Source organism: Acinetobacter sp. V115_6 (genome assembly GCF_031799025.1).
GTDB lineage: Bacteria > Pseudomonadota > Gammaproteobacteria > Pseudomonadales > Moraxellaceae > Acinetobacter > Acinetobacter pittii.
The window spans coordinates 554,115-575,220 of sequence record NZ_JAVQNO010000021.1; the positions used below are offsets into that span (position 1 = coordinate 554,115).

The 21,106-nt window shown below is 35.2% G+C and carries 17 protein-coding genes; all 17 read left to right on the plus strand.

What is annotated here, in order from left to right:
* Positions 1–3 precede the first annotated feature (3 nt).
* The 17 genes from RMA94_RS11060 to RMA94_RS11140 all read left to right on the plus strand — a co-directional run bounded on the left by RMA94_RS11060 (position 4) and on the right by RMA94_RS11140 (position 21,103).
* The gene (locus RMA94_RS11060) at positions 4–2,760 is read left to right on the plus strand and encodes a T6SS effector BTH_I2691 family protein (RefSeq protein WP_311082900.1); all 2,757 of its coding nucleotides are present in this window, start codon (positions 4–6) and stop codon (positions 2,758–2,760) included.
* Between the two features lies 1 nt (position 2,761).
* Positions 2,762–3,538 (plus strand): putative type VI secretion system effector, encoded by a 777-nt coding sequence (locus RMA94_RS11065; protein ID WP_404976529.1) that lies wholly within the window; start codon positions 2,762–2,764, stop codon positions 3,536–3,538.
* Positions 3,535–4,311 carry a putative type VI secretion system effector gene (locus RMA94_RS11070; RefSeq protein WP_311082902.1) on the plus strand — a complete coding sequence of 259 codons (777 nt, stop codon included), beginning with the start codon at positions 3,535–3,537 and terminating at the stop codon, positions 4,309–4,311. The genes RMA94_RS11065 and RMA94_RS11070 overlap by 4 nt, the downstream gene beginning before the upstream one ends.
* Positions 4,312–4,314: 3 nt before the next feature.
* Positions 4,315–5,103 carry a putative type VI secretion system effector gene (locus RMA94_RS11075; protein WP_075382693.1) on the plus strand — a complete coding sequence of 263 codons (789 nt, stop codon included), beginning with the start codon at positions 4,315–4,317 and terminating at the stop codon, positions 5,101–5,103.
* 3 nt (positions 5,104–5,106) lie between these two features.
* A complete protein-coding gene (locus RMA94_RS11080; protein ID WP_311082904.1) occupies positions 5,107–5,889 on the plus strand; it encodes a putative type VI secretion system effector in 783 nt (260 codons plus the stop codon).
* A gap of 16 nt (positions 5,890–5,905) precedes the next feature.
* Entirely contained in the window at positions 5,906–6,811 is a 906-nt protein-coding gene (locus RMA94_RS11085; protein ID WP_130172976.1) for a tetratricopeptide repeat protein, read from the plus strand.
* A gap of 685 nt (positions 6,812–7,496) precedes the next feature.
* Complete coding sequence (locus RMA94_RS11090; RefSeq protein WP_075382696.1) at positions 7,497–8,186, plus strand: hypothetical protein; 690 nt, start codon at positions 7,497–7,499, stop codon at positions 8,184–8,186.
* A gap of 16 nt (positions 8,187–8,202) precedes the next feature.
* Complete coding sequence (gene tssB / locus RMA94_RS11095) at positions 8,203–8,706, plus strand: type VI secretion system contractile sheath small subunit (protein WP_005041656.1); 504 nt, start codon at positions 8,203–8,205, stop codon at positions 8,704–8,706.
* Entirely contained in the window at positions 8,699–10,180 is a 1,482-nt protein-coding gene (tssC, locus tag RMA94_RS11100; RefSeq protein ID WP_068526972.1) for a type VI secretion system contractile sheath large subunit, read from the plus strand. Before tssB ends, tssC begins: the two co-directional genes overlap by 8 nt.
* A 49-nt stretch (positions 10,181–10,229) precedes the next feature.
* A complete protein-coding gene (locus RMA94_RS11105) occupies positions 10,230–10,733 on the plus strand; it encodes a type VI secretion system tube protein Hcp (protein ID WP_000653195.1) in 504 nt (167 codons plus the stop codon).
* Between the two features lie 78 nt (positions 10,734–10,811).
* A complete protein-coding gene (tssE, locus tag RMA94_RS11110; RefSeq protein WP_002048404.1) occupies positions 10,812–11,288 on the plus strand; it encodes a type VI secretion system baseplate subunit TssE in 477 nt (158 codons plus the stop codon).
* A 16-nt stretch (positions 11,289–11,304) separates the two neighbouring features.
* Positions 11,305–13,116 carry a type VI secretion system baseplate subunit TssF gene (tssF, locus tag RMA94_RS11115; protein WP_311082906.1) on the plus strand — a complete coding sequence of 604 codons (1,812 nt, stop codon included), beginning with the start codon at positions 11,305–11,307 and terminating at the stop codon, positions 13,114–13,116.
* Positions 13,080–14,078, plus strand: coding sequence for a type VI secretion system baseplate subunit TssG (gene tssG / locus RMA94_RS11120; protein ID WP_311082908.1), 999 nt, complete (start codon positions 13,080–13,082; stop codon positions 14,076–14,078). The genes tssF and tssG overlap by 37 nt, the downstream gene beginning before the upstream one ends.
* Complete coding sequence (locus RMA94_RS11125; protein ID WP_075382698.1) at positions 14,075–15,484, plus strand: hypothetical protein; 1,410 nt, start codon at positions 14,075–14,077, stop codon at positions 15,482–15,484. The genes tssG and RMA94_RS11125 overlap by 4 nt, the downstream gene beginning before the upstream one ends.
* A gap of 30 nt (positions 15,485–15,514) precedes the next feature.
* On the plus strand, positions 15,515–19,336 hold the full coding sequence (gene tssM, locus RMA94_RS11130) for a type VI secretion system membrane subunit TssM (RefSeq protein WP_311082912.1): 3,822 nt from the start codon (positions 15,515–15,517) through the stop codon (positions 19,334–19,336).
* Between the two features lie 37 nt (positions 19,337–19,373).
* Positions 19,374–20,333 carry a type VI secretion system-associated protein TagF gene (tagF, locus tag RMA94_RS11135; protein ID WP_005076739.1) on the plus strand — a complete coding sequence of 320 codons (960 nt, stop codon included), beginning with the start codon at positions 19,374–19,376 and terminating at the stop codon, positions 20,331–20,333.
* Between the two features lie 2 nt (positions 20,334–20,335).
* Complete coding sequence (locus RMA94_RS11140) at positions 20,336–21,103, plus strand: OmpA family protein (RefSeq protein ID WP_005076738.1); 768 nt, start codon at positions 20,336–20,338, stop codon at positions 21,101–21,103.
* Positions 21,104–21,106: the final 3 nt, after the last annotated feature.

Consider the following 21,106-nt stretch of genomic DNA (forward strand, 5'->3'; position numbering starts at 1 on the left):
AAGATGTCAGAAAATCAAAAAATGATATTGGGTAAGTCAAAATCAAATAATTTATTGAATGAGATTATTGCTCAGCAAAAACAGAAGCAGAGTCAAATTCCTGTTATAGGAAAAACCAAAGCAGTGGGCGATATGCGCAACCCAACAGTTGCTAAAAATATTAATAAGAAGATTGAAGAAAGTGAAATTGCAAAATCAGCGAAACAGTCAACTGCTGCAAACATGCAAAATAGTAGTGCGGGGCAGGCCCAGAAAGAGTGTTCAAATTTTTGTCGTAAAAAAGGCTTCAATATTTTACCTTTACGATACACCGTTGTTAAAGATAATCCACCTGCTTTACCTGCAACCTTGGGTAAAAATGTCAAAGATATTCAGTTAAGCCATCTCAAATATGCAGTTGAGATGATTGATACTGGTTATATCTATCGCTTAGTAAAAAGAACATCTGGAGCTTTGGAGTGGGCTGGATATAAAGTTACTCCAAATGGACATTTGTCTTATTTTCCTGTGGGTAAAGAAGCACCTAAAAGTGTTCCAGAGTTCGCATGTAAAGGAGCAGGTCATAGTTTTAATTCATCTGTGATAGCTGTAGAAAGTAACCCTAAAGATGAGGCGAAGATTGCATATATTATTCATACGCATGTGCCTATGAGTAAGGCCAAAATATCTGAATATGAAAAAAATGCAGAGAAGTTTGTGTCAGAAGGGAAATGGCAGAAAGTTTTAATCAGTGCTGGAAGTACACAGGAGCATTGTATTGCAGCAGGCCAGTTTAAAACCACGGTTTATAATATAAAGAGTTTTGGCGAAAATCGTATTGATGCAACGCTGAATAAATTTAAAAATGAACCAAAGTCACTTGCTTGTATGGCATTGTATGATCCAGTTGGTATTACGAGAAAGTTGAACGAGAGCCGTAATAGTCAGTTTGGTAAATTAACAAAATATCTTGCCAAAAATGAAGAAAAGATTAGCAACGAGCACCGACTGCAATCTTCTCAGCTCGTTGATAGTATTAAAATGATTGTTGAGAATAAGTTAATTAATCAGCAATTAAGCGCTCGAAGTCAAGTTGCTGATCTGACTGCAAAATTAGAATATGCCAAAGATAAAATGCCAAAATTTGGTTCGATGGATCAGAGAGAATATTTAAGTAAGGTTCAAGAAATTTGGGATCGTGCACCTACTGCTGAAAAAGATAAATTTCTCCAGCAACGGAATAAAAAATTTGCAGAGGGCGAGCAAAAGTTAAAAGAAAAAATCATAACCCAATCTAAAGCTGAAGCTAAATTAGCATGGGAAACTAAATATTCTACAAAAATTAATTGGGATGCTAAAAAAGCTTTTGATAAAGAAGTAAAAAAGCTAACTAATGAGGGCCTTAAACTTGCTCAAACTTATGCAAGTGATCATATCAAGTGGCTTAAATCTAAGCAGTTGCTGAATGCATTTTATGTTTATGATCAAACAATCTTAAAAGAATATGGTGCATTGTTTCATGTACATGCTTTAGCTGTAATGGATGGAATGACAGGATGTGATGAGGGACAAGCATTAATGGAAAAATGGTTGGGGGTTGAAAAAATTTCTGACGATAATCTATATATGCGGGCAGTCACCTATAACCAAAAAAATTTAATTGATCAGTATAATGCAAAAAGCTCTGAGATTACTTCTTTAACTTGGGATCAGACACAATCCAGTTTAAAAAGCTTAATTGCTGCATTTGTCAGTGCCGACCAGCTTTGGGAGCAATGGTTAGCGGACCCAAACAATAAAGTTAATGATCTGAAATGGTATAACCCTGCCAAAGCTTTACCTTGGATCTCAGAGATTACACGTAGTGTAGCCAAATGGAGCCTACAATATAATGCAAGTCCTTTGATTGCAAAGAAACTTTCAAGGGTTTCTTTTATTGCCTATGCTCATAGTTCGTTATTAACAGACAAAGTGCCTAAATGGTCTTTGCTCTATAATATTGATTTAAAAATGACGAATGCAGGTGCTCAACTGAATGCAACCGAGATTCAAAAACGTTGGAAAAATGCAGGGCAGAATACCGCAGCACAAAAAATTAAAGAGATTTTAAGTAAGTCTTCGACAAGTGTAGCGCTGAGAATTTCGGGGATTGTTGCTTTATTCGAGTTAATGAATTTGGGAACGCAAGCTAGTCTTTTCGCTGGGGATAAAAATTGGGAAAATGGCTTTAAAGTAACAGCTGGATTGTTGGCATCTACAGCAGCTGTTTTAGACGTAGCTGGTGGAGGAATTGCAGCATTAAGTTTTGAAGAAAAAGCGAATAAAATTAAGCGTTTTGGTGCATGGTTTGCTATTGGCGGTGCAACATTTAGTTTAATTGCTGATACTACAGCATTTGGTAAAGAACTTATGGGTGACAAAAATGGCTGGTTGGCAATTGTATTAGGCGTTAAAGTCTTAGCTTCAATAGGGGTCGTTGCAGTCGGTTTTGGAATGTTGACATTGCTGCCTTCACTACAAGGTACTTCACTTGTTAGAAGAATTGAGTCAATGGTACTAATGGACAAATTATTAAGATTGGGTCTGGTTCGTGCTGTGGCTTGGCTAAATTGGGCTGGGTTGGCTTTGACTGTAATTGAGATTATTTTGAGAAATTATTACTACACAGAAAATGAACTGCAAAAATGGTGTAAAAAGTCAGTATTTGGGACTGAAGCGGGGAAATATGAATCTTTCGAAGATGAAGAAGAAGCATTTAGTAAAGCTATGGTGAGTATTTAAGATGAGTAAAATGCTAGTGGTTGAAAGTTGTGTTCGAAACTTAAAAGTTGAAGACTCCAGAATCCATCCATTTAGAAACATCGAAAAACAAGCAGCAGGTACAGCTGTGGTTGGAGCTTTAACTGCAAGCAGTAGTTTGGCAACCAATGCTCCTATTATGATGATGGCAGCAAGAGGAGAAGCTGCTAAATCTTTTACTTGTGAGGTGGGCGAATATAGAGTAATTGGCCAGTTTACAACAGTACAATTTAAGAATGGCGATGAACTGGTTTGGGTAATTAGTGAAGAAAAAGAGCAGGGACGACATTTGGTTTATGCAACCCTAGACCCCAAAACTGGATTATTGCATATGATTAATGAGATGGGGCGTTCTTTAAAATGTGGCTATATTAGTATTATTAAAACAGCAATAGTCTTGGGATTGTTCTCTATATTTATCATTAACTGTATTGTATTAGTGACTTGGTTTATTTCCGAAAATGGTTTGGGATATAGTCTTTTTGAATATTTTACACTTTTTATTATCCCTCCATTTCTTTTTTCTTTCATACTTGTACTTTGTACTTTCCTTTTTTCTCGTGATCAGAAACAGGCCTGTCGACTATCAGAACAAGTTTTTGCGATATTAGGCTTTGAAGATGTTAAAAATCAAGATTTCTTTGGAACTGCAGATCATTTTAAGGAAAATGGGCATACTTTCAAACGTAGTGTGATGTATTACCGTAGAAGTTTAAAAGGAAAAGATCCTTATCCAGAGGATTATTTTGATAAGAAATGATAAAAATCGAAGGCCGTGTAAGGAATCTTCAAATTGAAGATTCTAAAATTCATCTTTTAAAAAATATAGAGAAGCAAGCTGTTGGTTTGGCAATGCTAAGTACTTTAGCAAGTAGTAGCGCATTGATGACTAATGCACCGATTCTGATGATGGCTGCAAGAGGAATTGATGCTAAAACTTTTACTTGTGAAGTGAGTGGTTATAAGGTTATAGGGCAATTTACTACCGTCCAGTTTCAAGAAAATGATCCACTTGTTATTGTAGTTAGTGATGAAAAAGAACAGGAACAGCATTTAGCTTATTCTATATTGGATCCTCGGACGGGTCTATTATATATGTTATATGAAATGGGGAGGTCACTTAAAAACTCTTATAAAAATATTTGGCAGCTAGTTTTTATTTGGTCTATAAGTGCTAGTATTATTTTTACGGGACTATTTTTTATATTTGATATTTTTTCTGGAAAAGAAATTTTCAATTTTTCTTATTTAATTGAAAATCTAAAATTATTTTTCTTAATTCTTTGTGTACTTTTAATTTTCTTTAGTTTATTTATGAATCTTGTTTTTAGAAGAAGCTTTAAACAAGCTGCTGAGTTATCAGAGAAAATCTTTTCTATTTTAGGTTTTAAAAATGTAGATGAACAAGATTTTTATAACGATTTTATTATTAAAGATGGAGTACATGTCAGTGTTATGGAGTATCGAAAAAATTTAAAAGGCCCAGATCCATACCCAGAAGATTATTTTAGTAAGAATACAACAAGCGAATAAGTAGTGGAACTTAAATTAAACCTTAAGCTAGTTAAAGGTCCAATACATTCTTTAGAAAAAGCAAATTCTAAAATTCCAGTAAATCAGAATATTGGTGGAATTGCGGCTGGGACCGCTTTTGCTGGTGTGCTCGCTGAGAGTAGTTCGTTGTTGACCAGTGCACCTATATTAGTAATGGCCGCTAAGGCTAAGGATGGTATAACTTTTATTGGTGAAGTAGAGGGATATCCAGTAATCGGACAATTTACGACAGCACGTTTTGAAGAAAATGATGAGTTGATTGCCGTAATTAGCGAAAAACCTGTAGATGGACGTTATCAGGTCTATGCAATTATCGACCCTAAATCAGGCTTATTGTATATGATTTATGAGATGGGGCGTTCAGTAAAAATGGGTTATAAAGCCATTTTTAAGCAAACTTATTATTTTACATTGTTGTCATGGGGTTTTCTCTTAATTTTTATTTTATTTTATTTTATTTTTAATTTTTCTTATTCTGTGAATACCATTTTATATTTTCTAGAGATTGTTGGCATTACTTTATTTGTTACTGTAGCAATTTCTGGTTTTGTTAATTATTTTGGTTATAGGAAATCGTATGAAAATTTTGGAGCATTATCGGAGCAAATATTTGAAAAGCTAGGATTTGAATATCCAAAAGAACAGGATTTCTATAATGATTTTTTAACTGATGATGGTGTTCAGATTAGTGTAATGAAGTATAGAAAAAATTTAAAAGGTCTAGATCCATACCCAGAAGATTATTTTAGTAAGAATACAACAAGCGAATAAGTAGTGGAACATAAATTAAACCTTAAGTTAGTTAAAGGTCCAATATATTCTTTAGAAAAAGCAAAGTCTAAAATTCCCGTAAATCAGAATATTGGTGGAATTGCGGCTGGAACTGCTTTTGCAGGTGTACTTGCTGGAAGTAGCTCCTTACTCACAAGCTCACCTATTTTATTAATGGCTGGAAAAGCAAAAGATGGGATAACTTTTATAGGTGAAATAGATGGATATCCAGTCATAGGGCAATTTACCACAGCACGTTTTGAAGAAAATGAAGAATTGATTGCTGTAATTAGCGAAAAACCTGTGGATGGACGTCATCAAGTTTATGCAATTGTCGATCAAAAATCTGGTTTATTATATATGATTTATGAGATGGGCCGTTCAGTGAAAATGGGTTATAAAGCGATTGTGATGCAGACCTATTATTTCACCCTTATTTGTTGGGGAGGGATATCAATAATATTTTTACTCTTTTATATTTTTGATTTTAATTATTCTTGGGAATCTTTTGGGGATTTAATAAAGTGGTTATTTATGGGGTTGTTTCTTTGTATAGCGCAAATGGCTTTTATTAATTATTTTGCTTATCGAAAATCATATGAGAATTTTGGCAATTTATCTGAACAAATATTTGAAAAATTAGGTTTTGAAAATCCTAAAGAGCAGGATTTTTATAATGATTATTTAATTAATGATGGAATCAACATCAGTGTTATGGATTATAGAAAAAACTTAAAAGGTAAAGACCCTTATCCAGCAGATTATTTTGATAAGAAAAATTTTTGAAGTAAAAGGTTATTTAATGAGGCTTAGATTATTTGTCATTACCCTAATATTAGTTACGTCTGCATGCAGTCAACAGAAAGAAGAATACACTCACGGAGGTTTGACTAAAGATTATAAAGATGTGTCTGAATATAAGTCTAAACATGAACTAGAAAAGGCTGCAAAAGCAAATGATGCTGAGGCTATTTTTGTATTGGCATCTATGTATGCCACAGGCGAAGGTGAAAAATTTGATCAAAAGAAAGCATTAGAACTATTTGAGAAATCTGCACAATTAGGCTCCTCAAATGCCATGCTTCAATTAGGACTGATTTATCGAAATGGCAATCAAGTTGTAAAAAAGGATGATCAAAAAGCTTTAATGTGGTTTCAAGAAGGAGCTAAAAAAGGAAACCCTTCCGCAATTCACAATGTTGGGCTGGCATATTACAAAGGTTTAAATGTAAAACAGGATAGAGCAAAAGCGTTTACATATTTTATTCGATCTGCTGAGTTAGGACTCATACAATCCCAGACAGTAGTTGCTGCTCAATTATATGGTGGGGATGGCGTTAAAAAGGATATCAAAGCATCTTTTAAATGGATATTAAAAGCTGCTGAACAGGGAGATCTTGAGTCACAAAATAATGTAGGTTTGGCTTATGAGCGAGGTGAGGGGGTAGAGCAAGATCCACTTAAAGCACTTGTTTGGTTTAAGCGTGCGGCTGATCATGGACATGCGTTAGCGCAATATAATACTGCTCTTAAATATTATAATGGTGCAGGTATGAAACAAAATTTAGATGAGTCAATACGATATGCAGAAATGGCTGTACGCAATGGAAATAAGGCTGGAATAGAGTTGTTATTTAATATTTATTCGGATGATAGTAGTTCAAGATATAATCCTGAGAAAGCTAATTATTGGAAGTCTAAAATCTAAATTTATACTTAAATAAAAGGCTCTTTTGAATAGAAGAGCCTTTCCAAACTTAAGAATCGCAATATCCTTTAAAAATATAAAGTCAAATAGTTTAATTTTCTTGATATCGAATATGGTTTTGAGCTATGCAAGAGCTTGACCCTAAAGGAAAGATAGTTATTCACAAATCTATGGGCTTTATTGGTTCTACTTGCTCTCACAAAGTGAAATGAAAAATATACTAAATAGACCGATTAGTCTTGACAATTTTATTTTTATTAATTTTTGAGTTTTCACTTTCATAAATTTGAAATGTATCTTTTACAATCATTTAATCTATTTATCTTTTTTATTAAATAAAATCTTTTTAAGAAAATGTTTCATAAATCTTAACTAAGTGATATTTATGATAATTTTCAGTTTGGTTTTAATTTTTATTTAATCTATAAAAAACAGTAACTTATTTTTAATTACAAAAAATAACAATATTATATTTTTATAAGAATAACTTTATTAAGCTATATTTTATAAGCATCTTAACTATTTGCTTTTGGTTTAAGTTGATATGATTTTTATATAAAATATGTTTGTTTATATGATAAACTGCGTCTAAATTTTTTGAATATAAGGTTTTTAGACTGATTTTTTAATGTTTTAAGAATATTAACTTTTCGGTAAAACCTTGAATAAATAAGAAAACAGAGGAATGAAAGTTGTGTTGAAACGAAGTATTTTGATACTTTTTTTGACTGGAAACATTATCGGTCTATCATATGCTCAAGCAGCAGAACTAGAGCCTGTAAAACTTAAAAAAAGTTGTATTAAGAAGAACCCTCTAGCAGACGGTCAAAATGATCCTGAGCTATTGAATATTTTTAAACAAGTTTGTGATAGCGATAATACAACTCAAAAAAATGATTTATTAGCTAAAGCTGCTATGCGGTTTTATGAAACCAATCAACCAGTTAAAGCATTGAATTTAGCAAATCAATTGCAAAGTCAAAATATACGCGGTTCCTTAATAACAGATGTCTTGTTTTTATCTGGTGTGAGCATTGCAAATAACTCTTTACAGCAAATGCGTACTCAGGAACTGAGATATTTAAGCAATGATGTGACTTATCCTCCTGCAAAGCAGTTAATTGAAAATATTCATACTGCTATGCCTGCTCCGGCTCCATCGAGCTTTAAAGCGAGTTCAGAAAGTAGCTCAGATGATAAAGAAAAAAGAAGTTATAAAAAACAGTATGTAACGCGTAATAAAGCGAGTACTTCTAAATCGTCAAACAAACGAGTATCAAGCCCAACTAAGACGGCTACCGTAAAACCTAAAACTGCACCTGCAGCTACTGTGAATAAATCAAAAAGTTCGCCTTTTGACCCTTTAATTAAATAATCCGGAATAGAATCTTATGGCTAAGAGAGAGAGCGTACAAAAGAAGCTTCAGCGAATTCGACCTCCACGTGTTCAACTTACATATGATGTCGAAATTGGTGATGCAAAAGAAGCAAAAGAGCTACCATTCGTTGTAGGTGTGATGGGTGATTTTTCGGCTGCATCTGAGCTTGAGCGTACAAAATTAAAAGATAAAAAATTCATTAATGTTGATTTAGATAATATTGATGAAGTTATGGAGTCATTGTCTCCAAGAGCTGCTTTCCAAGTAGATAATACGTTGACAGAAGAGGGCGGTAAGATCGCTGTTGATTTAACATTTAAGTCAATGGAAGATTTTCGTCCGGAAAATGTGGTTCAACAGGTTGATCCATTAAAGAAACTTGTGGAAGCACGTGAACGTTTAACTGACTTAAGAAACAAAATTTCTAACAGTGAACGTTTAGAAGATTTACTTGATGAAGTTCTTAAAAATACAGATCAGATTCGTAAATTAAGTGCGGAGGCTGATCATGAATAATACTCAATCTGCAGCAATGCCACTTGTTGAAAATGAACAAGTTACACTTTTAGACTCGATTGTTGAAGAAAGCCGTATTGCCCGAAATGAAGAAGAACATTCGCGTGCAAAAAGCTTAATCGGTGAGCTTGCTAAAGAAGTAATGGCAGGCACAATTACAGTTTCTGAAAATATGACTTTATCAATTGATAAGCGTATTGCAGAAATTGATGCGCTGATTTCAAGTCAATTAAGTCAGATCATGCACAATGAACAATTCCAAAAAATTGAGTCAACTTGGCGTGGTCTCTATTATTTCTGTCAAGAGACACCATCTAACCCTCTTATTAAAATTCGTATGTTAAATACGACTAAGAAAGAGTTGGTAAAAGATTTCCAAGGCGCTACAGACTTCGATCAAAGCACTTTGTTTAAAAAAATCTATGAGGAAGAATACGGATCTTTTGGTGGTGCACCATATTCAGCGCTTATTGGTGATTTTGAATTTGACCGTACGCCTTCTGATATGTATTTGCTTGAGCAAATCTCTCATGTTGCTGCAGCAGCTCATGCGCCATTTATTTCGGCCGCTAGCCCAAGCATTCTTGGTCTAGAGTCATTTACAGATATTGACCGTCCTAGAGATGTTTCAAAAATCTTTGAAACAGCTGAATATGTTCAATGGCGTTCATTTCGTGACAGTGAAGATGCTCGTTATGTTGCTTTAACATTGCCACATGTGCTTGGTCGTCTTCCTTATCATCCAAAGGAAGGAACAGCTACTGAAGGCTTCAACTTTGCTGAAGATGTTTCGGGCGCAAATCACAATGAATATTTGTGGATGAACGCTGCTTATGCTTTCGGTACTCGTTTAACAAATGCATTTGATATGCATGGTTGGTGTGCTGCAATTCGTGGTGTTGAGGGTGGTGGTTTAGTTGAAGGCTTGCCTGTACACACTTTTAAAACACAAGATGGTGAAGTGGTATTTAAATGCCCAACCGAAATTGCAATCACTGATCGCCGTGAAAAAGAATTAAGCGATTTAGGCTTTATTCCTTTAGTGCATTGTAAAAATACTGATTACGCTGCTTTCTTTGGCGCGCAATCAACTCAAAAACCTAAAAAATATGACAATGATACAGCAAATGCTAACTCTGCTTTATCGAGTCAAATTCAGTACATCATGGCCGTTTCACGCATTGCTCATTATTTAAAAGCAATGATGAGAGATAAAGTGGGTAGCTTTGCTTCTGCTGGAAATGTTGAAGCATTCTTAAATGAGTGGTTGTCACAGTATGTATTACTTGACGATGGCGCTTCTCAAGAAGCAAAAGCTCAGTACCCTCTACGTGAAGCGTCTGTAAAAGTTGTAGAAGATCCTGCTCAACCAGGTCACTACAAATCTGTGGTTTTCTTGCGACCACACTTCCAGCTGGACGAGTTGTCAGTTTCTTTACGACTTGTCACTGAGTTACCTCAGTCCTCAAATTAATAAAGGTCAGCGAAAGAATAACTTTAAATTACAAATAGGAAAGTTCTAAATGAAAGATATATACGTTGAGTTTCGCGGTAAATACAAAGTTGATGGAGAGTCTCGTGACTCTGAGCACAAAGGCTGGTTAGAAGTTAACTCTTGGTCTCATAACATTCGTCAACCTAAATCTGCTACTTCAAGTAGTGTTGGTGGTCATACTGCTGAACGTGTTGAACATTCAGATATGGTTTTTGTTAAAGATCTAGATGCAACTAGCCCGAAATTATGGGAAGCATGTTCAGCTGGTTATACATTTGATGAAGTGCAAATCGACTTCTACCGTGCAAATGGTGATAAGCGCATCAAGTACTTACAAATCAAATTGAAGCATGTTCTAGTTTCTAGTGTAACTCCAACAGTTAATGAAGAAGGTGTTCCAACAGAAGCGTTTGGTTTGAAATACGCAGCTGTTGAATGGACTTACAATCAACAAGATATTAACGGTACTGCTAAAGGTGCTGTTACTAAGAAATGGTCACTTTCTAACAATACTGCTTCTTACGCAGCGTAATTGTTTAAGTGAATATTTGGTGGAGGCTGACTTAAAGTTAGCCTCTGCTGTCTTTAAGCATGCTTGTTGTGAACTCGAATGAATTTAGATCGGCTTTATCCATATGGATTTCGTTCAACTTTGTTTGACCGCTTAATTCCTGAAAGTGAAGATTATGCAAAAGGTCTTTCTATTCAGCAATTAAGAGAATCGGTAGCAAAAGATTTAGAAGACTTACTTAACAGTCGAGTCGCTAAATTGGATCATGTAGTTGATGATTACCCGCTAGTTAAAAAATCTATACTTCAGTTCGGTATTATTGATTTTGTGGGGCTATCTACAGCCAATCCGCTAGATCGTGACAAGATTTGCCAATCTATTGAACAGTCAATTGCAGCTCATGAACCTCGGTTAAGACAAATACGGGTAGAGATGTTGTTGGATGGGCACAATATGGGGGCATTGTGTTTAAGCATTCAGGCGTATCTAAATATTCATCCACTGTATGAACCTGTCGTTTTTGATGCATTGTTAAAACCGACAACGCAGCAATATGTAATTTCAGCGAGAACCTAGGCATAGTGGGTGTGTTGTGATAGAAGAGCTTTTACCTTTTTACGAAAAACAACTACAGGAATTTGGTCAGCAATCTCGTGAATTTGCTCAAAAATATCCGAAAATTGCTCAGCGTTTATCTTTAAATCAAGAGCAGATTGATGACCCGCATATCGAACGTCTTATACAAGCATTTTCATTAATTTCTGCTCGTATTGATAAGAAGCTTGCTGATAGTTATGACGTATTTACCCGTTCTTTATTTGAGGTGATGTTCCCTCAATACTTACGTCACTTTCCGGCTTGTTCAGTAATAAGTTTTGAAGATATAAATAAAATAAAACAGCTCACAGAAGCGCATATTGTTCCTGCTCACACAGTTTTGAAGTCACGTAGCTTTAAAGGGGTTCAGTGTGAGTTTAATACTACGCAAGAAGTCAAATTACTCCCTATAAATTTACAAACGCTAGAGTTTAAAAGCACACCTAGTGCACACATGCATTTAAGCCAAAATGCGACTTTAACTTTTAAGTTTGAAATTTTTAATCATGCTCATGTATGTTTAATAAATGAAAAACTACCTATTTATTTAGATGCAATTTCTAATTTTCCACTTCAAGTACTAGACAGTATTTTTAAAAAGGGAACAACTTTTGCCATTAAAATAGGACAGAAAATTGTTGAACTGGATAGAAATCCATTTGAGTTAACAGGTTTTTCTGAGCAAGAAAGTCTATTGCCACTCGATCAGCATACCCATCATGCTTATCGTTTGCTGATGGAGTATTTTTGTTTTCCTGAAAAATTTAATTATCTAAAACTCGATTTAGGTTTTTTAAAGCGCTTATCTCTAGAAGATAATAATTTTGAACTGCTTATACATTTTAAATTAAATTTAAATGATCAAGCTGTAGTGCGAAATTATTCTGAATTAAATGTCGCTAATTTTAAATTGTTTACTACACCAGTTATTAATTTATTTGAAAAATACGCTGAACCACAAAAAATTGTACATAAGCAATTAGAATATCCGCTGATTACAGATGCTCATCATCCTGAGTTTTATCAGGTGTATTCAATTACTGAAATGAATATGGTTCGTGAAAAAACGAGTCAAGAAGAAAGCTATGTTCCGGTGCTGCCTTTTTTTGCCATGAGTCATTATCATGCTGACACAGCACGTTTTTTCTATTCAGTGAATTATCAAAAGCTGCAGCCCAATTTTGTCGAAATGGGTTATTCAATTATTTCTAAAAATTTAAATCCTTCGTCAACACGTTCGGATTTTATTAGCACAAAACTATTATGCTCAAATCGTGACTTACCGCATGAAGCATTAGGGCAATCTAATAATATATTAAACCTTAATGATAGTAGTCTGGCTCGCCGCGCTATTGTTTTAAAAAGACCTACAAAACCTTATCAATTTGGTCAAAGCCAGAGTGAGCAGTGGCGTGTTATTTCACACCTTTCATTAAATAGTTTAGCTTTAATGAAAGGTGATGCGGTATCTCATATTAAAGAGTTACTTGCTTTATATAACTTACCTTTATCAAAAGAAAATTATCTAATTATTGAATCAATCAAACATCTGGAATTTTCACTTACTCACAAACTTGTAGATGGAAAGCCATTTCCAATGTTTTTAAGAGGAGTAAAGGCAGAGTTACAAATTGATTCATCCGTATTTAGAGGCCATAGCCTATACATTTTTAGTCAGTTATTAAGTCGTGTTTTTAATTTAAAGGTTCAAATTAATAGTTTTGTTGATTTGGTTGTTAAGGATTATTCATCTCAGCAGGAGTTATACCAATGCAGTCAGAACGTTGGTGGCAAGACTCTTCTGTAACAGCTGAGCTCTTTACAAAGCCAAAGTCTTTTGAGTTTATCCAAGCAACACGGCTATTAAGGCACGATTCAAGTCGTACAGTTAGTTCATCTTGGAGTGATCATTTTAAGTTTGAAACATCCTTTAATTTAAATTTTCCTGCTACAGAGATTGAAAATTTAGAATTAACGGACGAGCGGATCTATATCACGAATTTAATTGTTGGTCTTACGGGCATACAAGGTGCTTTACCTTATACGTATACGAATAAGATTAAGCAAGCTCCGCGTCAGCAACGAGCTGAAACTAAAGAGTTTCTAAGTTTATTTAATCATAAGCTTACCGCTCAATATGTAGATTCTAGTATTACTTATAATCTGCCGATTAGATATGAGATAGAACATAAAAATGACTATTTAGATATTCTGCATGCTTTGAATGGTTATGTGCGTTCGCAGCATCAACAAGCTGATCTTGATGAATATTTTGCAGAATTCTCAGGATTGATGCAGGGGCAAAATAATACAGTTCATGCATTAAAAACGATGCTGTCATGTATTTTTAAACATGAAATTACGATTGAAGAATTTGTACAAGAATCCTTTAAGTTAGCGAGTGATCAGTTAACAACTTTAGGTGGAAGTCAGCCGAGTCTACTTGGTGTTAATACTTTTTGTGGGGAAACCATTCAGCAAATTGATGGAAAAATTGAAATTCAAATTGGACCATTAAAACGTCAGCAATATCTCAGTTTCTTACCAAATCAAGAGTTAAGCTTAAAGCTTAAAAAACTTGTAGAAACGTGGTGTAGTCCAACTTTATCAATAGATTTACGGCTTATCTTGGATGAATCAGAAATACAACCTATTTGTCTCACTCATAAGAATCAGAGTGGGTTAGGCCAGGGTTCTTTTCTCATATCACGACAGCCCAAAGTACATAGTCATGAAACCTGCTATAGCCTTATTGGAGAGACAATATGATTAAAAAAATATTACTCTCATTCATTGCTATTTTTTCAGTAGTTAGTGGAATTATTATTTTCTACTGGCGTGATGTTCAATATAATCCCGATAAAGGAGATTTTTTCCTTTATTTCTTAGTTTTACCAGCAATAATTACATTGGTGATTTTATCACCGTGGTTAATTTATAGCGCTTATACAACGTATAAAGACAAAAAAGAGCAAGCTATAAATCAAGATAAAGATGACGTTAACTCAAAACAAACAGCGGTAACTGATCAACCATTAGAACAGCTAAATTTCAATATTTATTCTGGTTTTGCTTTACATGCTTTTGGTGAGAATGAAAGCATTATTGAGCAGCTACAAAACTTTAAAAGTCCAGAGCTGGATGATCAACTATTAAATTCTTACGGATTACCTCTTTTATCTTACCGTATTAAAGATTTGGATGAAGAGAATCTTGAGGAAAGTGATTACTCATCGCCACGACAAGTTCGTATGATGTCATTAATAAGACAGCAACTCGAACAAAATATAGAAAATTTATATCTTCTAGCTGAGCATTTAAAGCGTTCAACTTTATTTTATGAGTCGCAGCAAGCCCTTGAATATCATATGCATCCGGCATGGGTAAATCCTGAGTCTGAATATGACGATGTAGAAATGCCGATCGTAGAAGTTTATCGCTTAAATCGCTTAAATCTACACATCCTTCTTTCGCAGGATTTATTACATATCTGGAATGATGACCACAGTAATGAATTAATTTTAGAGTTTTTTACTGAAATTGGTATTCCTGCTCAAAAAATCCATATTGAATATCATTTTTTTGGAGAGCAACTGGCTTACCAAGAGTTAATGCATTTATTAAAGGGTATTCATAAAAGAGAGCATGAGATGTTCTTTTTGGTCGTGGCCGATTCGGAAATTGATCAAGATCTAATTGATGAAAAATCTTGGATGATTAAAGATTATATTCCTGCTGAATTTGCAGCAAGCTGTTTGCTCGCAGATCCTTTAGTTAAAATTCAAGAATTAGAACCGACTAAAGCACTGAAAGTGGTAGTGGGTCAACAAGATACAGCGAAGCTTTTTAATAATTTTGAATTTAATGATTTACCTCAGCATCAAGGTGATGAGCCTTATGTACTGATTTTGTCAGATCAGACCGATATAAAAGTTTCGAAGAAATTGCAGCAACACTTTCTTCAAACGCCTGTAGAACCGCATCACTATATTTATGTGAAATCGTCATTAGGGCATACCCAACATTTAGCTGATATTTATGGCTTTATGCTGAGCATGCATTTCCCTGAACATATCATTCCTTTTGTCTTTGGAGAAAATACGGTGTCAGCACATACGTTTGTGCAGAGTATCACTGAAAACTCAGAAGATGATGCGATGGTGTTGAATAACTAATTTAAACTTTGGACTTAGAACGAGAATAGAATGCATACAATTTTAGGCTACTTGTGGCAGTACATCACGAATCCTAAAGCAATTATCGCCTTGTCATTGTTCGTGGCATTGATGTCTTCATATACTTCAATTCCTCGTCATATATTCTGGGCTTTAGCAACTGCCTATGCTTTGGGTCTTATTGTTTATGGTATCTATTGGCTTATTCAACGAAGAAAGCATGCTGCTCAAGGTGAAGAGTTAGCTGAGGCGATCGAAAAAGATAACCAAGCTGAATATGGCAAAAATAAAGATAAAGAAGAGCTTCAGCTAGTTAGCCAACAAATGAAAGAATCAATTCAACTGATTCGTAAATCTAAGTTGGGTGATAAAAAAGGCAATGCTGCATTATATGAGCTTCCTTGGTATATGGTTATTGGGAACCCAGCGGCAGGTAAAAGTTCAGCTATTTATAACTCTGGTTTAAAGTTTCCTTTTGAAGAAACGCATCAGAAAATGGTATCAGCTGGCTTAAGTGGTACTCGAAATTGTGACTGGTTCTTCTCTACAGAAGGTATTTTGCTCGATACAGCGGGCCGTTATTCTGTTTATAGCGAAGATCATTCTGAGTGGTTAGGTTTCTTAAATATTTTAAAAAAGAACCGTTCTAAAGCACCAGTTAACGGTTTGATTCTAATTGTTAGTATTGCTGAGCTAATTAGCCAAAGTCCTGAAAATTCATTAAAGCTTGCTAAAAATTTACGTGCTCGTATTCAAGATCTAACTGAACGTTTAGAAGTGGTAGTACCTGTTTATTTAGTCTTTTCAAAAATGGATTTGATTGCAGGTTTTACTGAGTTTTTTGAATTTTATGAAGCTCAAGAATATAACCAAGCTTGGGGAGCAACGCTTCCATATGAGCAAAACTCTTCTCATAACGCGGTAGATTTGTTCGAAAAACATTACACTATTCTTTACGATGGTCTAAAAGGAGTGAGTTCGACTCATTTAAGTCGCCGTCATTCGCAAAATATCTCACCAAGCGTAATGACTTTCCCATTAGAATTTAAAACACTAAAACCAGCTTTAAAAAGCTTTATTGGTACACTTTTTGAAGATAACCCATATCAATTTCAACCTGTTTTCCGTGGGTTTTACTTCACCAGTGCTTTGCAGGAAGGTGTAATTGAAAGTCCAATGACTGAACAAATTGCACAAGAATTCCAGCTGACTCAAATTGCTCAAAATGATTTAAAAGACCACTCAAAAATTACTCCTAACCATGGCTATTTCTTAAATGGTCTATTTTCAGATGTTATTTTAAAAGATAAAGATCTCGTTAAGCAGCATGTAAATACGGGCAGAAAACGTCAACGTTACATTGCATTTATTGGTGCTTTAGCGGGTGTTTCAATTATTTTGGGTGTATGGGTTTGGTCTTATCGTAATAACCAGCAATTAATTGGTGAAGTTCAAGCAGATTTAAATAAAGTCGTTCAATTAGAAAGAGCCTCTGGTCAGCAACTGTCTACCCAATTAGAAGCTTTGCTGATTCTTCAAAGACGTCTACAGCAGTTAGATGAGTTTGATGAAAATAGACCACTTAAGTTTAGTTTTGGTTTATATCAGGGCAATGAGCTTCGTGAAAAGTTAAAAGCTGAATATTTAAAAGGTGTTAAGCAGATTGTGTTAACACCAACACAGCAAAATATTGCTCAATATTTGCAACGTGTAAAAAATAATGAAGCAACATTAAAAGCAAACCACACGAATGTTGAGATCAAGCAAACTGCTCAATCTCAACAATATTTGGAACCTTCAGATACCAATCCTCAAGATGCTTATAATGCATTAAAAGCTTATTTAATGATGAGCAATCCGCAATATATGGATGCTAGTCATCTAAGCGATCAGGTTACGCGTTTCTGGCGTTCTTGGTTAGATGCAAATAAAGGCCAAATGCCGCGTGCAGATATGATTCAAGAAGCTGAACAGATCTTGTCGTATGCAATGATCTTAGCAAATGATAAACAATTCCCAGTTTTAGAAGCAGATTCGCAAATTGTTGATCAAACTCGTCAAGTGCTGCTCTCTGTTGTTCGAGGGATGCCAGCGCGTGATCGTGTTTATAACGAAATAAAAATGCGTGCTGCGGTACGTTTCCCAGCACTGACTGTAAGTCAGATTGTGGGTGAGGCAAATAAAAATATTGTATTGGGTAGTTATGCATTACCAGGCGTATTTACCCAAAAAGCTTGGAATGACTATGTAGAAAAAGCAATTGAGGAAGCTGCAGATAAGCCAACAGACAGTAAAGACTGGGTGTTAAATAGTCGACAATCTGATGATTTAACTTTCTCGGGTAGTCCAGAGCAAATTAGAAAGCAGCTAACAGCGCTTTATAAGCAAGAATACATTGCTGAATGGAGAAAATTCTTAAGTGGTATTCACTATGCTAAAGCTGGCCAATTTGCTCAGCAAGTAAAAAATATTGATGTTTTAGGTGAACCGCAAAACTCTCCAATTAGAACATTAATTGAAAGAGTTGCAGTCGAAACAAATTGGGATAATCCGGTTGTTCAAGCTGAGCTTGCAGCTCCACAAAAAGGATTTATTGCATGGTTTAAACGTAAAGTTTTAAATCATGATGACAAGCAAGTTGCTAATCAAGTGGCAAACAATGCCCAAGGTGCTATTTCTCAAGAATATCAAATGTTCTACCAGTTGGTTCGCAAACGTGATGATCAACAAGGTAAGTCATTGCTTGATGAATATATGACAAATTTAGCACTCGTTCGTAGTAAGTTTAATGAGCTTAAAAATGCGGGTGAAATTGGACCTAATGCGATGACATTAGTCAAGCAAACCCTTAATGAGCAAACGTCTGTATTTAACCAAACTCAAAAAATTGTAGATGAAAAAATGGCGGTTGGTTTCAATGAAATTGATCAGCGTTTACTGCAAAAATTAGTAGTTAGCCCACTTACGCAAGCTTTTGAGAGTTTAATTACACCGACACAAGACGAAATTAATAAATTATGGGTAATGCAAGCCTATCAACCATTTACAGCAAATCTTGCTAAGAAATATCCATTTAACTCATCAGCTTCTTTACAGGCGACAAGTAGTGAAATTGGTCAAATCTTGGGTGAAAATGGTAGTATTTCTCGCTTTGTAAAAGAAAGTCTTGATCCATTTGTGATTCGTCGTGGCTATACGTTAACGTCTAAAACTTGGAAAGATTTAGGCATTAGTTTAAATCCTCAATTCGTTATGAATTTCCAAAGATATGTTGCACCAGCCAATGGTATGGCAACTGGTGAGTTGAATGCTCAAGCTCCAGCTGCTCCAGCGACTAACCAATCTAATTTCCAGTTCTACCCAATTCCAAACCCACAATTGCTTTCATATACCGTTGATATTGATGGTCAGCGTATGACTTATGAAAATGGTGTTCAGCAGTGGGTTAACTTCATTTGGCCAAACCAAGGAAGTATTCCGGGCGCTCGTATTACTGCAGTAGATTTACAAGGTCAAACGCATACGATTTTTGATGAGCCAGGTGAGTATGGTATTAACCGTTTAATTGATAGCGCTCAACGTAAGGAACAAAATGGCGGATTTGAAATGCTTTGGCGTAGTAAAACTGATCCATCATTATTTGTAAAAATGAATTTCCGTCTAATTAGCAGTAATTCAGGCAGTATTGGTTCAAGCCGTGGTTATGCAGGTATGCAACTAGTTGATAAAGTCACTGCCGACAAAGCAGCTCGTGTAGTATCTGCTCAGCAAGCGCCAGCTCAAGCTGCTCCAGCAAGAACTGAGAATCCTGTTTCAGCACTTGCTCAGCCTTCTGCGGGAGTTAAACCATGACATGGAAAATAACCTCTATGCGAAAGGAGGAGCAATAATGCAAACATTAAAAACAACTCCTTTGTATTACGGCAAAAGTCCTGCACGAGGCGACTTTTTAAAAACAAAAGGTCAGAATGCTCTAATACAGTTGCTTGATCAGTGGATTACTGAAGCATTGGAATATGCAATGCAATCAGGTAGCTTTAAACAAGCTTATAACACGTTACCTTCACTGGATTTCTTTATTGCGAATCCGAAAGAAAATATGTTTTTAGCGGCAAATTTGCTCGCAAGTGAAGATAGTTCAGGTCGATCTTTTCCAATGGTACTGAGCCATTTATTAGAAATTGATTTACCGTATGATAATTTGTTGTACGCACCATATAGCTATAAACATGTATTAGTTGATTTATTTCAAAACAATCGTGCTTTAAAAGGAATTAAAGATTCAGATCTGTTACTTGGAAAATTAGGTCACTTACAAAATCAAATTCAGGTTTTAACTGAACGCGAGTGTGTAGGTTTCTATGAAAATCATACGATGCATTCATTTGCTCAACTCATGAAGTTAAGTATTTATGAGTTAGCGCAAAGTATGATTGGGCTGGGATTATTGCTACAGCCAATTTTACAAAATGGAACGAGTCGCTTAAATAAAGTTTTAATTTTGCCTATTAATAATTCTGCTTACAGTTATGAAATAGCAGCATTTTGGGTCAGTATTATTTGTCGCTTTTTAAAAGAACATAATACTGAGGTGCTGATAGGTTTGTTACATCGAGATCAACCTGTATTATTCTTCGGTTTTCAAGGGGCTGATATTTTAGCCCTGAGCGATATTTTTACTCAGAATATGGATAGTAAACACTGGGTTTCTTTAATAGAAGCTCAGTGGATTGATACTTATTTGGAGCAGAATGCCGGTTTAGCTACGCTAGAACAATCATTATGCCAACGCCAATTAAGTTTAAATCAAGGCTTAAAACTATTTAGACAGACTTTTTTGGGTGAATAATAATGAATCAACGATATCAAACTAAACTTTCACAGCTCATAAAAGGCTGTTTTATCTATGCAATCGCTAACTATGCTTTAGCTCAGCCGATTGTCGTAGAAGGTGTGGTCCCTAACGAAGCAAGTAAACAGGCTATCTTATTAAAAATGCAATCTGTTTATGGTGCTGATCAGGTTGTAGATAAAATACAAGTGAGACCCGTAGCTGCTCCAAATGGGTGGAGTGACTCGGTGACGCGAGTGATTACCCCTGATCTTAAAAAGGTTTCGCAAGGGAAATTAAGCGTAAATGGTACTCGATTTGAGCTAAGTGGAAAAATGCTGAATCCAGCAGATATCCAGCCTACAATTCAATCTTTTCAAGGACTAGTGCAACCGCCGTATCAACTATATTCACAATTATCAGTCAATCAGGCTGAGCAGAAAATTATTGATGATGCACTTAAAAACCGAATTATTGAGTTTGAATCTGGTAGCGCAGTTTTAACTGATGCAGGTCAAAAAATTCTAGATGAGATGGCTATTGCTTTAAACAAAGTAGGTGGTAAGAAAGTCAAAATCGTAGGACATACAGATAGTTCTGGTGATGCGAATAAAAACTTAAAACTTAGCCAAGACCGCGCATTAGCAGTTAAAAACTATTTGATTAGTAAGAGTATTCCCGCCGACCATTTATCTACAGAAGGTTTAGGTTCATCTAAGCCAGTTGCAGATAACACTTCTCCAGAAGGAAGAAAGAAAAACCGTCGGATTGAGTTTACTGTTCTATAAATA